Here is a 14,374-nt window from a genome sequence, read left to right as displayed (position 1 = left end):
GGGCATGGAGACGTTCGTGTTCGCCACGACCTTCCCCTACCCGGTGGCGGAGGTGTACGGCTGGCACGAGCGCCCGGGCGCGATGCGCCGGCTGACGCCACCGTGGGAGCCGGTGCGCATCGTGACCGAGGCGCCGGACCTCACCGAGGGGTCACGCGCGGTGATGGAGCTGGACGTGCCGGGGCCGCTGCGGCCGCGCTGGGTGGCGCGGCACACCGGCTACCAGCCGCCGCACGAGTTCACCGACGTGCAGGAGCGCGGGCCGTTCCGGTCGTGGACGCACCGTCACCGGTTCTTCAAGGTGCCGCTGGGGACCAAGCTGGTCGACGAGATCGGCTACGACCTGCCGCTCGCCACCTTCGCGGCCCCGTTCGTCGAGCTCAGGCTGTTCCGGATGTTCCAGTACCGGCATCGGCAGCTGGCCGGGGACCTCGCCCTGCACCACCGTCTCGACGGCCCGCGGCTCGACGTCACGGTCACGGGCGGTGACCCGGCGGTCGCGGAGACGCTCAAGGCGCTGCTCACCACGGGCGGCCACCGGCTCGTCGCCGACGGCGGGGCCCGCATCGACCTCACCACCGGCAAGGTGACGGTCGGTGACCGCACGGCTCGGGTCAGCTACCCCTCGGGCGGTCTGGTCCGCCGCCGGACGCCGCTGCTGGCCGCCGGGGACCGCCTGGTGAACTGGATCTCACTGGACGATCTGGCCGGCGTGTTCCTGTTCACCCTGCTCACCGACGTCCGCGGCGACGTCGACGCGGTGTCGCCCAATCCCTTGCCGCGCAAAGACTTCACCGCCCACCTGCCGGCCGCGCACGCCCCCGACCGGATCGCCACGCCACCCGTCGGGCACGTGTTCCGGCATCCGGACCTGGACACGGCCCTGCGCCACCTGAACGGACGCAAGTAGGGTTGCCGGGTGCGAATCAGCAGCGAAGGGACGGAGACCGTGGTCCTCGCCGTGTCCGGCGAGGTGGACCTGGGAACCGCGCCGGGCCTGGAGGAGGCGGTCACCGAGGCCGTGTCCACCGCCGGCGCGCAGGCCGTGAGAATCGACCTGGCCGCGGTCTCCTTCATGGACTCCACCGGCCTGCGCGTGCTGCTGTCCGGCCGCCAGGCCGCCGAGCAGCGCGGCATCGCCTTCACCGTCGCCAACCCCCAGGCCCACCTGCTCAAGGTCATGCGCGTGACCGGCATCGACGGCCTGCTCGGCCTCTGAAGACGACATTCCTCGCTATCCGGACAGTTTTCCTCAGGGCAGCGGCTGTACGTCCTCGGCGAACAGCCGCCACGCCGGCAACCGGACACCGCCGATCAGGTCGGTACGAACGTGCTGGCGTCGCAGGTGCCGCGCCGGGAAGGCATCCGGGCTGCCCCGATCGAGCAACACAGCCCGCGTCGGCTCGGCACCGAGGACAACGGCGTCGGCGCGGTGTCCGTGCACCGTCGTGTTCAGCTCGACCGTGACCGACGGACCGCTCAGCCGGGCGAAGAGCAGCCTCGACAGCTCGTCGTCGGGGCCGCCGGGCTGCCGGTCCTTCGCCTGCTCGGCCGCGTCCGCGAGCACGCCGCCGAGGCCACGCTCCTGCTGCCACAGCTGCTGGTCACCGACCACGAGCAGATGCGACTTCGCCCGGGTGATCCCGACGTTCCAGAGGTTCAGCTGGCGGTTGAGCCACGACCGGCTGCCCGCCGGCATGTCCTGGCTGGCCACCAGCGAGAAGACCATGGCATCACGCTCACCGCCCTGGAAGGTGTGCACGGTTCCCACCAGCACGTCGGGCTGGTCACGGAGGTGGCGCTTCAGCAGCGCCGCCTGAGCGGCGTACGGCGTGACCACGCCGATGTCGCTGCCCGGCGGCAGGTCCGCTCGCAACTTGGCCACAACCGCCAGCACGCGCCGGGCCTCGTCGTGGTTGACCCACGAACCCCGCATGCCACGCACAGGCCGGCCCGGCCGCTGGGCCCAGATCACACCCGCGTCGCGGTCCGGCAACCTCCGCAGGCCCCGCACGTCGGTGAACACGGTCAGCTGGTTGCCGTAGAAGTGCCGGTTGGCGATCGCCGCGATGTCCGGGTGGCAGCGGAAGTGCTCGTCCAGCAACAGACTGCCGCCCCGGGCACTGTCGAAGGCGTGGAACGACGAGTGCCGGTGGTAGGTCAGGCGGCGTGTCTCCAGCCAGTCCGCCGCGATGCCGACCTCGCGCCGGATCTGGGCCTCCAACGCGGGCTTCAGGGTCACCACCGGGGCCAGCTGCATGGCGTCGCCGATGATCAGCGCTCGTTTCGCCCGGAACAGCGCGGGAATGACGTCCGGGATCGTGCACTGGCTGGCCTCGTCGATGATCACCAGGTCGAACAGGGCCTCCTGGGTGGGAAAGCGGCGGATGCTGCGGGTGGTGACCGCCCAGCCGCCGACCGCCACCAACGCCGGCGGCACGTCCGGCCAGTCGGGCTTGGCCGAGGCGGAAGCGTTCATCAACCCCAGGATCTTCGCCTTGCCGACGGTCGCCCGGTGACGCACGACGGTGTCGAGCAGCTGCCGGGACGCGTCCTGGACAGCCTGCTGGCATCGCGCGAGGGCCTGGGTCTCCGTGTCGTCCGGCGGCAGCTGGGCGGCGAGCGCCCGTTCACGCACCCACTCCGCCTCCACGCCGAACCACGCCGCCAAGGCGGCACACACCTCGGGCGTAGGCTCCTGGTGCCAACGCAGGGATTTCAGGAACCGCCGCCGTCGCCAGGTGCCGAACAAGCGTGCCTGAGCCACTCGGCCAGCCTTGACCGCGCGGCCACCCAGGTCCGTGACGTCCGCGAACGCCGCGCGCAGCTGGCCGGGAACCGCGCCGAGATCCGTCGCCGCCTGCTGCCGCCGCTGCCCGGCACCCAGGAGTCGTCGCTCGAGTTCGGCCTTGTGCCCCATGGTCTTCTTGACCACGTCCAGGTCGGCTCGCGCCATCGCTAGCTGGGCCCAGGCAGTGCTGGCGTTCGTCCTCGGCGGCGTGACGGTGGCGAGCTGTTGAAGGGAGTTCCGTTCCTCCTCGCGATAGTTGACCGGCCGGGTACTGCCGGTGCGGACCACGGAACCGGGCGCCAGCTGCTCGCACCGCTCCCAGACGACGTTGACCGCGGCGTTGTTGGTGGAGGCGACCAGGACCTTCTGGCCATTGGCCACGGCGGTGGCGACGAGATTGGCGACCAGCTGGCTCTTGCCGGTGCCGGGCGGACCGGTGGCCACGGTCAGCCGGTTGTCCATGGCCGACTCGATGATCGCCTGCTGGCCCTCGTTGAGCGGCATCGGCGTGACCGGCTCCCACGGCCGACCGTCCACGCCGGTGAGCGGGCCGAGCAGTGCTCCGAGGGCGGTCCGGTCGATAGCCGTGGCCTTGCCCGCGATCGCGTCCAGCTCGGTCATGATCTGCGCACCGGCCTGCTTCTCGTCCTTGACCGCGAACAGCACCGCCGAGTTGCGGGCGCCCGAGTTCGGCGTGCGGATGTCGATCACGGGTTCGAGCGCGCCCGGGTCGAGGTTGCCCATCGCCGGCAGCTCGGCGTACTTGGCCAGGGCGCTGTTGATCTCCCGCACCATCTCGATGTGCCCGCCGCCGCGCCACATCGGCCGGAAGTCGTCGGGGGCGCCGCCGCGCAGCTGCGGATGCAGCTCGGGCGCGCCGACCGGGGCGAGCCGCAGCTCGTCGCCCTCGACCCTGACCTCGACCCGGCGGATGAACAGCGGCGCGAACTGGTGCGTGGGCAACCGCCGGCCGTCCGGTGACTCCGTCACCACCACAGCCGGATAGCCGCACCACAGATCGCTTTCCTCCTCGATGGCCCGTTCGACCAGCTCGGCGGCCTCGGGCGGCACGGGCATCGACCCGTCCTCGTCCACATTGCCCGACAGCAGCCGCTCCTCGCCGTCGAGGCAGACGTAGCTCTCCCCTGTCTCCGTCACGCCCATCAGCTGGAGGGAGGTCGCTTCCGCGCCGATGCACCTGCGGTAGTACTCCAGGAGCTTCGGCCAGGTCCCCATGGTCTCCGGGGCCGGCGCGGATGATGTCGGCGCGGGCACGGCGATCGCCGACGTTCGGGGCAGCGGGCCGCGGAAGCTGTGGGCGATGTAGATCTGCTCGGTGATGTTGAGTGCCGAGTAGACCGGCAGTTGTAGGCCTTTGAACGTCTGCTTGAGCAGCTTCCTGGTCTGCTCGAACAGGTCGTGCGCGGAGACCATGCCGTCGCCGCTGGCGTCGGCGTCGCTGCTGTGTAGGGCCTTGAGCAGCGCCCCGGTGAACTTCGACGGCTCCGGACCGTCCTCGGTGACGGCCCCGGCGTAGGACTCCTGATCGTCCAGGCAGGACGACATGATGTACACGTCCCGCGGCGCGAGCATCGGATCCTGGCCCGCCTTGCCCTTGGTGGTGTGCCCGCGAACGAAACCTCCGCTGTGGCAGCAGTCCAGGATGGCGACCTTCTGCTGGGCCCGGCACTGTTCCAGCCGCTCGTTGACATAGCCGGCGTCGACGCCGGTGCGCTGGACGTTGTCGTCGGTGTCGGCGGCGATGAAGTGGAACTCGCCGGTCAGGCCGGCCAGCCGAACGCCGTGGCCGCTGATGTAGAGCAGCCCGAGCTCATTCTCGGCCAGATCCTCCAGGAAGTCCGCGATCTCCTGGCGCATCCGGTCCGCGGTCAGGTCCTGACGAACCTCGACCCGGTCGAACGCGCCGATCCGCGAGTCGTGTAGCGCGCGGAACAGCTGCTTGACGTCCGTCTCCGCGCACAGCAGCTGGTCGTAGCTGTCGCACTGGTAGTTGGCGGTGCCGATGAGCAGCGCCCGCCGTCGTTGCGGCCCTTTCATCGCCCGCCTTCCTCCCAGGTTCGCCCGACACACGGTTCTGACGGACGCGGTCAGCTCTCGGTCATCGGCCGGCCGAGCAGGCCGCACTGCGGCGTGCCACCGACCGCCGTCCACGGCTCGCGCCGATCGCAGCGGTCGGTCGGGCAGACGTAGGCGTCCTCGTCCGCGGCCAGCAGTCGGCGTCGTCTTACGTTGTCCCCCTTGGTGATGTGCCCGTCCGCGCCTCGGGTCGCCGCCTCGATGTCCGCCATCAGCCGCCGCCACTCGGGCAGGGAGCCCGGCTGCGCGCGCAGTTTCCGCAGCTGGGCCCCGAATCCGAGAGTGTCGGCGGCGACCGCGATCCGCCTGGCGTCGCGGCAGATGCCGGACCATTGTGCTCGCTCGTCCGGGTGAAACGTCATCGGGGTGGTGTCCCTGTCCGTCAGTGCGGTGTGGAGGATGGTGCCCGTGCCGGAAGTCGTTTTCGCCGACGGCGTGCTCGATGAGCACGACCAGGATCGGGTTCGTTTCGCCCTCAACCAGATCGACTTCGACGGGACGGGAGCCTGGCGGCATCCGGTGGGGTATGTCAAGGTGCGCAAGGTTTTCGGCAACGGCCGCAGTGGCAGCCTCGCACTGCACGTGGAGCTGTCGACCGGGCAGGTCGTGCTCAGTCGCGTGCTCAAGGTCGACCGCATCGACGTGATGGCCCGGGAATGGCGGGGATGGCAGGAGATCAGCCAATTCAACAACGCCTTTTTCGCACCGGTGTTCGCCGCTTCCCGCGACGTCGTCGATACTCGACGGCGCGGGCCGTACGACTGCGGCGCGGTCGTCTACGGCGACGCAGCCGAGTACAACGGTGACGCTTCGGCGGCACTGCAGTCCCTGGAGGAGATCGCCCGCGATCCGGCCCGGGTGGACGAGACCGTGGCAGTGATCGAACAGTTGTTCAGAGGCATCGCGGTGACCTTGCACAATGCGCATCACGTGGAGGACCAACCGACCTCGCTGGCCCGCTTGAACCGCCGGCTGGGTCCGGTGCTGGAGATCCGCTCCGACCCCGGGACCGCCGAGGCGCCGATGCCGAACAAGATCTTCCGCCGTGCCCTGACCGGCGCGGCCGATGACATCGCGCCGGGCCGGCGGATCCGTTTCACACTGTCCGAACACGACCACGTCCAGATCAGGGTCGACGGCAAGGATGCCCGACAGGGTCAGGGAATCGTCGAGGTCAGCCGGGGACTGGCCCGTCGAGAGCTGCTGCCGGAACCGGCGCTGTCGTGCGCCGACCTGTTCGCCGCCCTGCCACGGGTGCTGACCGAGACCATCACCAGCCGCGTCACCTCCAGGTCGCACGGGGATCTCAACGCCCGCAACGTGCTGGTCGTCAACGGCCGGCCGTACCTGATCGACTATGCCGAGTTCGCCGCCGACCTGCCGCAGCAGTTGGACTTCGCCTGGCTGGAGGTCTCGCTGCTGCGGGACGTCTACGCCGCGCGCGATCCGGCCGGGCTGATCCGCCTGCAACGCGCCCTGGCCATCGGCAGCCGCCTGCTGCACCTCGGCGTCACCGCGGAGGAAGTGCTCGACGCCTGCCGAGAATTCGTTCCCGCCGACAACCACGACGCGCTGCGGGTGCTGCTGACCATCCGCACGCAGGCGCACCGCGTCTACCCGGAGAAGGCCCGACCGGTCTGGTGGCGTGATCACCTCGCTCAGCTGCTCCTCTCCGCGCACCGCACGCTCAAGTGGTCGGACGACAGTCAGAGCGTCGCCAAGCTGCATGCCGTCACGGCGATGGCCGCCGTCGCCACGGAATGGCTGACGGACGGCGACCCGTTCGAGCACTGGGACCACCACGTCAACGAGGCGGTGTCGCTCCTGCAGCGGCACCTGCGGCGCAAGCTGCGCGAGGGCATGCCGGAGCTGGCCCGTGAGCTGACTGTCGAGCACTACGTGGACCTCACCATGGACCTCTCCGACCCTTACTCACCTTCCATCGACAAGCTCATGTCCTCCGAGTACCACGTCGTGGTGAGTGGCCCGCCGGGCAGCGGCAAGACCACCGTCCTGAGAGAATCCGGCCGACGCTTGCTCGCCGACGAATCGGCGCGGGTGCCGCTGTTCGCGCACGCCCAGGACTTCCAGGAGTCCATGATCGACGCGGAGGAGGCCCGGCTTGGCGTCCGACACCTCATCCTCGACGACGCCTCCCCCGACCAGCTGGCCGACCTGCGGGACAGGTATCCGACGATGCCCATCCTCGCCTCCGGCGACCCGACGGCCGGCTTCGGACACGCCCAGCTCAGGGGCCTCGACGAGCAAGCCATCGAGATCTACTTGTGGCGCCGCGTTCCGGAACTGGGCGTCAACAGGCTGATGGACACGCTGCTCACCGACCCCGCCTGGCGGCGGCTGAACATCCAACACCCCCGAACGCTGTCATTGCTGGCGGATTACCTGGCGCTACACGGGATGCCGGACTCACCAGTGGACCTGCACCGGGCCATGTTGCTGGCCAAGGTGGACGGCGACGAGGAGGCGTTGCGAGCAGGCGAGGCCGTGGCGATCGCCTTGCTCGAAGACGTTCCCCCTGGTCCGATCCATCCGAAGCTCATCCGATCGGGGCTGATCATCGCCGACGACACCGAGGTGAGATTCGCAGAGCGCGGCGACCGCGATCACCTCGCCGCACTGGGCCTCCGGCATGAGGAATCCGACCCCGATCGCATTCACAGGCTGGCTGAGGAGATCCAGTGGCGCGATGCCGTCATCGCCTTCGTCGAGCTTCCCGAGGTGTCCGCGAACGAGGTCGCATCCCTGGCCAACGCCATTCCCAACCCGATCTGGAAGGCAGAACTGCTCGCTTCGGCGGCGAACTGTCCGACCGAGACCCTAAGCGCGTTCGTCGCCGACCAACTTGCCCGTCTGCGGACCGCCAGTATCGTCAGGGCCGCCATCATCCTCACCGTCCTGAAGTTGTTGCGTCAGCATGCCGCGTTGGCCCAGATCGCACTGGACGGCACCATCTCCAAGCACGCGCGAACGCGGGCCCTACGCAAACTTGAAGCACTGACGGACAAAGCGCGCCCCGGCCAACCCCGTCATTCCGCGGCCGCCGAACTCATCGCGACACTCGAGTCGCTCCTCAACCATGAGACCGATCCCGGCATGCGTGAAGTCGCCTGCGACGTCGTGCGACGGGCCGACCTGAAAGAACTCAGCCTTGTCGTGGCGGAGCAGATATCCGACCGCAGCCCGTGGCCGATGAACCTGGTCGCTATGCGAACCCTCCTGAAAATCGACGTCATCCCTGCCCGGCGGACGCTGAGCGCATACGCGGACGCGTGTTCCACCCGCCTCGCCGACACCGAGCTCCAACTGCGCTCGCTGGACAGCGTGGGAGAAGCGATCTCCCTTCGGTTCGAGCAGATCGGTCTGCTCCAGAATCTTGACGCGCAACGGCGCCGAAGCTGGTATATCCGGCTGCGCTTCGGTTTCGGCATGATTGCCACGGAACTCGGCGAGGCACCTACGATCGAAGGCGGGCCGGACGAGTGGCTCGATCTGGTCGAGCACGGCTCGACTGAGGAGGCCGCATTGGCGGCGCATCATCTTCTCGCGCAGGGGCGGGCTTCCGAGATTCTGGACCGGATCGGGGATCCACCGAGGAACGACCGGCTGCTGATCGCGGCGGCGGCGTTCAGCGTAGGCGACCTGGATTGGGTGGAGAACTTCACGTTGCGGATGCTGCACCACGTCCATCCCAGCGAATTGGAGGGACCAGCGGCAGTATTGGCATCGGTGTTCTGGATCGACCGGATGCGAGGAATCAAGCTGGCGCTACGTGCAGGCCGGATCGTACGGGATCGTGACATCGCGGAACGGCGGTTCTGGCCGTGGTCGGTGGCGTTGGGGATCTGCCACGGCCGGCCTGAGGAACACGAAGCGTTGCTGAACGAGGGCGAGGTGGAGTTGGCGATCGACGCCCTGTCCAGTTACGGGTTCCTGCTGAACGGCGAGGAACGGCCCGATCACGTGTTCGGGGAGACGGCCAAGGAGAAGCTGCTCCACGCGGTGACCGATGAGAACCTGGTGGACTGGGCCCACGCGGCGGCGACGGTCGGCCTGACCGAAGCCGTGCCGGTGATCAGGGAGCACATCGCGGGCGGCCGGAGCGAACCAGTGCTGCAGAAAGCGTTGGAGTACTTGACCTCTGATCAGTAGCGCCAGCTGACCCCGTAGCTGAAGCCCTGTTCGGGGCGGTCGAAGCGGGCCATGACCTCGTCGGCCCCGTCCAGGGCGAGCAGCGGGCCGTCGGGGATGCCGTGGTGGGGCAGGGTGCGGGGCGAGGCCCGGTCGGTGCGCCAGACGGCGACCGGCCGGCGGGTGGCGTCGAAGCGGACGCGGGTCTCGAACAGGGAGCAGCTGACCAGCGGATTGAACACGTAGTGGTCGGCGATGGGCTGCCCGTCGCGGACCTGGAACACGATGGAATACGTGTGCTCCTCGTTGCGGGCCAGCGGCCGGGGCAGCTCCAGCAGGTAGCGGAAGTGGCTGGGGCCCAGGCGGTTGTGGGCGACGATGCGGGCCCCGTGCTGGATCTCGGCGTGCACCTCGCGGTCGAGGTCGGCACCGTCGGGGCGGCGCGGCACGCTGAAGCGGGCGACGATCTGCGAGACGGCGTCGCGGGTGGCGACGATGGTGCGTTCCTCGATGACCTCGGGGGTCGACCGGTCCAGCCGCACCAGCGCCCGCAGCTGGCGCACGGCCCAGCCCCGCTCGGGATCGGACGGGTCGATGCGCCGGGCGATGGCCTGGGCCAGCTTGGCGAACGCGTCGTCGATGCGCCGCCGCGCGGTCCGCTCGGACCAGCGGAACTCGGTGGCCAGCAACTCGGTGCGGCTGGACAGGGTGCCGGCCTGCAACTCCCGGTCCAGCGCAAGGGCCACCAGGACGACCCGCCGGTCCTCCGCCACCAGGTCGGTCTCCGGGATCCCGGCGACGGCGGCGTTGACCAGCCGTCTGACCTCGGCGTTCGAGCAGCCCGGCGGAATGTCGGCCCAGCGCGCGGCCGCCGGCCCGATCAGGTCGTGCACGGCCGCGCGGTGCAGCCCGCGCCCCCGCCGCAGCACGATGAACTCGCGGGTCAGCTCCGCCTCGAACCCCGTCATGCCCCCTCCACGGTCGATGGCCGGCCCCGGCCGAGAACGGCCAGGGATTGGCCAGTCCCGACGCCGCGGCCACGCCACCATCCACCCGGACAGGGCATCCGGATGGGCGAGGAGATCGTCGGTGTCGGCAGCGCACACTCCCGTCGTCCACCGGGGCGACCTCGACGAGCTGCGTGAACTCGCCCGCGGCGGACGCCTCGGCGCGCGGCTGGCCAGCCCGGCCAATGCTAGGCAGGCCAAGCTGAACGAGGCGTTGTATTCACTCGTGTGGCCGATCGTTTTCGACCGCCTTACCAAACCGTTGGAATTACGCCGCGGTCACCGGCGATGCGCCAGTCGGGTGACGCGTCTGTCGGCGGACTGCGTCGACGGTTTCCACGACGACGTGGAGGCGGTGATGGACGGCGTGCGCCGCCGGGCGACGACGCCGATCCACGACCTGGAGGCGTGGATCGCCAAGATGGCCCGGGCGGCCACGATCGACGGCTACCGCCGGCGGCGCGGCCTGCTCGGGGCGCCCCAGCGGCCGAGGGTCCCGGGGTGGCTCTCGGACCGCCTGGGCGACGATCCCTGGCTCACCGCGCTGGCCCTGCACGTCATGGAATGGGTCGGCGTGCCGATGACCGCCGGCCACCAGCTGTGGCCGCTCGACGCGTGGACGGAGCGCCGGGCCCGGGTGACCGGCGACTGGTCCGGCGCCGCCGAGACCGTGCACCGGGAGGTCGAGCAGGTGCTGGCGGCCATGCGCAGCCGGCCGTCGTGGCACCAGAGGAACATCGAACAACCCTTGGGGCGCAAGCAGACCCCGACACCGATGCACGAGGTGTCGACCCCGCTGGCGCTGGCCCCGGCCGGCGTGGACGAGGAGCACACCGCCAAGCTCGCGATGTGGTTGATCTGCCGGCGGGTCGACGCCGGCGAGGATCCCCGCGCGGTGGCGGTCGACGTGGTGGGGCGGGCTTTCCACGGGCTACCCGCCGTCCGACTGGCCGGGATCGTCGATGCCGTCGTCGACATCGTCGGGTGAGGCGGAAGGCGGCTCGGGCCGGTCGGCGGCGGCGCGCAGCTCGGCGCGCAGCAGCTCCAGCAGCAGCTGCCGTTGCCGGGCCGACAGCGGCCGGTCTCGTCTGGTCATCGGTTCGGTCCCTCCGCGAACGACGTCGCCGGTCACTGACGGACGTGCCGGCGGAACACGAGAGGAGGTGGGGACCATGGTCCGGCTGCCGGGTTCGGCTCCGCCGTTGGTCCGGGTGTCCTTCGCCGCGATGCTGAGGATCCGGGACGGCGAGGGCATCGTGCTGTTCGAGGCCCGGTCCCGGCCGGGGGCGTTCACACCGCCGGGTGGGGTGTTCAGGCACTTCGGGCCGGCCACGGAAGTGTTGGGGCGGCTGGGTTTCCGCAGCGACCGGGACGACCTGCGCGGTGAGGTGCCGGCTCGGTCGCTGCCGGAGTTGCTGCGCTGGTTCGACAGCGGCGCGTACCGCGAGGACGCGGCGGAGTGCCTGCGCCGGGAACTCGCCGAGGCGGGGTTTCCCGGCCTGGCACCAGGTGTGCGGCATCTGAGCTTCGCTCGGTTCCGCACCGAGGTGGAGGTGCTGGACAGGCCGTACCGGCAGCTGCGGCAGTTCGAGTGCTACGACCTCGTGTGCGCCGACCAGTCCGCGCTGCGGGTGCGGGACCGGATCCTGGCCCTGGCCACGGATCCGCGCGTGCATTCGGCGCTGACCGCGACCCCGGCGGACATCGCGCACGGCCGAGCCGGCGCCGCCCTGATCGCCCCGCACGCCGGCTACCTCACCCGGGTCGCCCGCACCCCGTCGCTACGGTGAACGCGACCGTCGTGAGCTGCCTGCCGGTGGCCGTCGCCCCGGGTTCGGAGGTGGCGGTGCTGGGGGTGGTGCTGACGCCGGGCCCGGCGGCCGCGGGCTGGTCCCGGGTGGTGACGCACGTGCGGGGTCAGGTCTCGCCGGCCGTCGCGGTGACGGACCTGTCCGGCCCGGCGCCGCGGTCGGTCTCCGGCATCGGGGAGTCGACCTTCGGCTGGACCCTCGGCCGGCTCGACGGCCCGCCGCTGCCGGCGGCGCCGGCCGTCCTCCAGGCGTTTCTGCCCCTGAAGTCGGCGCCGCGGGAAATCGAGCTGACGATTCGCGTGGACATGTCCTTCGCCCGGCGTGGATTCGCCTTGGGGCGTCGGCCGCTCGATCACCACCGTATTCCACGGCTGTGGCAGTTCCGGCTGGTCGCGCCGGCGCGACGGCCGTTGAAAACGGGGCAGCCGCGGGTGCGCCTGTGTCTGGCGGCGGACATAGAGCGCTACAGCCGATTCGCCAATTCGGAGGCCATGCTGGCCCAGGAGCGGCTGCTGGAGGTATTGCGGCAGGCCCGGACGCACGCGGGCGTGGACGAATCGGCGGTGCTGATCGAAGGGGCCGGGGACAGCCAGTTCGCGATTCTGCCCGACGGGCTCGACGAGGCCACGGTGGTGCCGCTGCTCCTGGAGGGAGTGGCCAAGGCGATGCGGGAGGTCAACCGCGGGCTGGACCGGCACGAGCGGCTGCGGATCCGGATGGCGATGGACCGTGGCCTGCTCACACCCAGCGTGAACGGCTGGGTCGGGGGCGCCACGATCGCCGTGCACCGGATGCTCGACTCGCCGCCGTTGCGGGCCGCGCTCACCGTGCACGACCACGCCGACCACGTCGTGATGGTGTCGCGGACGCTGTTCCGGGACGTGATCCGGCACGGTTGTGACGGATTCGGCCCGTTTGCCGAGATCGACGTGGACATTCCCGGAAAGGGCTTCAGCGAACGGGCGTGGCTGTTCGTGCCGGAATAGGAAAGGCGCCCGCCGACCGGGGAGTGGCCGGTCGGCGGGCGTCGCGAGGGTATGCGCCGATCAGAGCCGGACGAGGCCGGCGATCAGCACGATGAGGTGACTCTCCATGACATTCCCTCCCTCTTTCTCCGAACGAGGCCGGGAATTCGCTGCGGCGAATCCGACCTGCGTTCAGCATGGGAGAAAGAGGAATTCCGATCAGCGCCGCGCGGCACGGCGCGAATGTGCCATGTGGCACTCAGCGCCGGGCCAGCGCCCGCAGCACGTCGGGGCGGCTGACGACGATGCGGCGGCGGGCGGTGGTGAGGACTCCCCGGGTTCGGAGCATGGCCATGGCGCGGGCGACCGCGCGGCGGGAGGCCCCGAGCTGGTTGGCGATCTCCTCCTGGGTGAACGGCGTCGCGATCACGATGCCCTCGGCCGACGGCCGGCCGCGCTCCGCCATCAGGGTGGCGAGGTGGCGGGCCAGGCGGTGGCTGATGTCCAGGTGCACGGCCCCGACCCGGGCCAACTCGGCCTCGCGCAGGCGGTAGGCGAGCGTCTTGATCACCGCGATGCCGGTCTCGGGCCGGGCCCGCAGGGCGGCCTGGAACTGGGCGGCGGTCAGCTGGGCCACGGTGGTCGGCTCGATGCTGCGCACCGAGGCGGTGCGGTCCCAACCGTGCAGGGCGGCCAACTCCCCCAACACATCCCCGGGACCGCGCAGGGCGTAGACCAGTTCCCGGCCGTCGGGCAGCACCGTGGACACCCGCACCCAGCCGGCGATGATCACGTGCACGAAGTCGGCCGGATCGCCCTCGCGGATGAGCACCTCGTCGGCGGCGTAGGCCCGGCGGACGCCGCCGCCCACCAGGTGTTCCCGGTCCGCGGCGGCGAGATAGGCGAGCAGACTCCCGGTGACCGGATCATCCATCCGGTCACCGTAGCGCCGGTCGGCGGCCGGCGAACGCGGATCCGCTCGACTCAAGCTCGACGAGGGCCGAGATGCCGGCTTCGTCCGGTCGGCCGAGGCTAGGAGTAGGTGCTGGCGCAGGTGAAGCTGGTCACGGCCGTCGGATCGCCGGCGCCGCGCACGCCGCGATGATCGCCGTCACCGCCATGGCCGCGTTTCTGGTCACACGTCCGGTCGCACTTCCGGGGAGCTGTGGGCCGCCCTTCCCAGAGGATCCGTCGACAGCGTCCGAATCTGCCACCAACGGCCGCGGGGGACAAAAAGCCGCGCAAACCTGCCCAAACGTGAACATCCGCGAGATTGGGGCGTTATGTTACCAGCAGCCCCCGAAGGACTCAATGCCCGCGACCCGGCGGTGACCGAACCACCCGAGAGCATGCCCGTTGTTCACCTGTCAAGATGCTGTCCCTTGCCTGCGGATCCGGTCACATGCACTCTTTGACCGCAGGGGGCGAAGTCCGATGAATAGAAGGCGTGTGGCTGCATGGTCGACTACGGGAGGACCGTGCGGGATCGACTGGACCGAATGTCGCACGCGGAACGCCGCCGTTCCGTCCTGGGCGTGGTGCGCCAACTCGTCG

Annotated in this window: 11 protein-coding genes; 6 read left to right on the top strand and 5 right to left on the bottom strand. The window is 70.2% G+C overall.

Annotated elements, in window-relative coordinates; genetic code table 11:
- Nucleotides 1–4: 4 nt before the first annotated feature.
- Together ACIG5F_RS27090 and ACIG5F_RS27085 are read left to right on the top strand one after the other, a co-directional pair.
- Nucleotides 5–910, top strand: coding sequence for an SRPBCC family protein (locus ACIG5F_RS27090; protein ID WP_396522100.1), 906 nt, complete (start codon nt 5–7; stop codon nt 908–910).
- A 9-nt stretch (nt 911–919) separates the two neighbouring features.
- On the top strand, nt 920–1,219 hold the full coding sequence (locus ACIG5F_RS27085) for an STAS domain-containing protein (protein WP_396522098.1): 300 nt from the start codon (nt 920–922) through the stop codon (nt 1,217–1,219).
- A 33-nt stretch (nt 1,220–1,252) separates the two neighbouring features.
- Here the strand turns inward: ACIG5F_RS27085 and ACIG5F_RS27080 are convergent, their stop codons facing one another.
- Both ACIG5F_RS27080 and ACIG5F_RS27075 read right to left on the bottom strand, forming a co-directional pair.
- Entirely contained in the window at nt 1,253–4,849 is a 3,597-nt protein-coding gene (locus ACIG5F_RS27080; protein WP_396522096.1) for an AAA domain-containing protein, read from the bottom strand.
- Nucleotides 4,850–4,899: 50 nt separating this feature from the next.
- A complete protein-coding gene (locus ACIG5F_RS27075) occupies nt 4,900–5,250 on the bottom strand; it encodes a hypothetical protein (RefSeq protein WP_396522094.1) in 351 nt (116 codons plus the stop codon).
- A gap of 46 nt (nt 5,251–5,296) precedes the next feature.
- On the opposite strand from ACIG5F_RS27075, the gene ACIG5F_RS27070 reads away from it, so the two are divergent.
- Nucleotides 5,297–9,058 (top strand): hypothetical protein, encoded by a 3,762-nt coding sequence (locus tag ACIG5F_RS27070; RefSeq protein WP_396522092.1) that lies wholly within the window; start codon nt 5,297–5,299, stop codon nt 9,056–9,058.
- Here ACIG5F_RS27070 and ACIG5F_RS27065 read toward each other — a convergent pair.
- A complete protein-coding gene (locus tag ACIG5F_RS27065; RefSeq protein WP_396522090.1) occupies nt 9,052–10,005 on the bottom strand; it encodes a hypothetical protein in 954 nt (317 codons plus the stop codon). The two genes, ACIG5F_RS27070 and ACIG5F_RS27065, sit on opposite strands and share 7 nt — an antisense overlap.
- 121 nt (nt 10,006–10,126) lie before the next feature.
- On the opposite strand from ACIG5F_RS27065, the gene ACIG5F_RS27060 reads away from it, so the two are divergent.
- Nucleotides 10,127–11,032, top strand: a complete 906-nt coding sequence (locus tag ACIG5F_RS27060) for a hypothetical protein (RefSeq protein WP_396522088.1) — start codon at nt 10,127–10,129, stop codon at nt 11,030–11,032.
- On the opposite strand, the gene ACIG5F_RS27055 is transcribed toward ACIG5F_RS27060, so the two are convergent.
- A complete protein-coding gene (locus ACIG5F_RS27055) occupies nt 10,976–11,140 on the bottom strand; it encodes a hypothetical protein (protein ID WP_396522086.1) in 165 nt (54 codons plus the stop codon). The genes ACIG5F_RS27060 and ACIG5F_RS27055 overlap by 57 nt on opposite strands.
- A gap of 76 nt (nt 11,141–11,216) precedes the next feature.
- Here ACIG5F_RS27055 and ACIG5F_RS27050 point away from each other — a divergent pair, with 76 nt between their 5' ends.
- Entirely contained in the window at nt 11,217–11,834 is a 618-nt protein-coding gene (locus ACIG5F_RS27050; RefSeq protein ID WP_396522084.1) for a hypothetical protein, read from the top strand.
- Nucleotides 11,831–12,841 carry a hypothetical protein gene (locus tag ACIG5F_RS27045; RefSeq protein ID WP_396522082.1) on the top strand — a complete coding sequence of 337 codons (1,011 nt, stop codon included), beginning with the start codon at nt 11,831–11,833 and terminating at the stop codon, nt 12,839–12,841. The genes ACIG5F_RS27050 and ACIG5F_RS27045 overlap by 4 nt, the downstream gene beginning before the upstream one ends.
- A 238-nt stretch (nt 12,842–13,079) precedes the next feature.
- Here ACIG5F_RS27045 and ACIG5F_RS27040 read toward each other — a convergent pair whose 3' ends face one another.
- Nucleotides 13,080–13,754, bottom strand: a complete 675-nt coding sequence (locus ACIG5F_RS27040) for a Crp/Fnr family transcriptional regulator (protein ID WP_396522081.1) — start codon at nt 13,752–13,754, stop codon at nt 13,080–13,082.
- Nucleotides 13,755–14,374: the final 620 nt, after the last annotated feature.

Origin of the sequence: Kutzneria sp. NPDC052558, assembly GCF_044547355.1 — a bacterium.
Lineage (GTDB): Bacteria > Actinomycetota > Actinomycetes > Mycobacteriales > Pseudonocardiaceae > Kutzneria.
Note: the sequence above shows the minus strand (reverse complement) of the source record. Positions and strands in the feature narration are given on the sequence as shown.

What these genes read in the sequence shown, in the direction of transcription:
- ACIG5F_RS27090 (WP_396522100.1), top strand. Translation starts at nt 5, where the DNA reads ATGGAGACGTTCGTGTTCGCCACGACCTTCCCCTACCCGGTGGCGGAG.
- ACIG5F_RS27080 (WP_396522096.1), bottom strand. Translation starts at nt 4,849, where the DNA reads ATGAAAGGGCCGCAACGACGGCGGGCGCTGCTCATCGGCACCGCCAAC.
- ACIG5F_RS27075 (WP_396522094.1), bottom strand. Translation starts at nt 5,250, where the DNA reads ATGACGTTTCACCCGGACGAGCGAGCACAATGGTCCGGCATCTGCCGC.
- ACIG5F_RS27065 (WP_396522090.1), bottom strand. Translation starts at nt 10,005, where the DNA reads ATGACGGGGTTCGAGGCGGAGCTGACCCGCGAGTTCATCGTGCTGCGG.
- ACIG5F_RS27055 (WP_396522086.1), bottom strand. Translation starts at nt 11,140, where the DNA reads ATGACCAGACGAGACCGGCCGCTGTCGGCCCGGCAACGGCAGCTGCTG.
- ACIG5F_RS27050 (WP_396522084.1), top strand. Translation starts at nt 11,217, where the DNA reads ATGGTCCGGCTGCCGGGTTCGGCTCCGCCGTTGGTCCGGGTGTCCTTC.
- ACIG5F_RS27040 (WP_396522081.1), bottom strand. Translation starts at nt 13,754, where the DNA reads ATGGATGATCCGGTCACCGGGAGTCTGCTCGCCTATCTCGCCGCCGCG.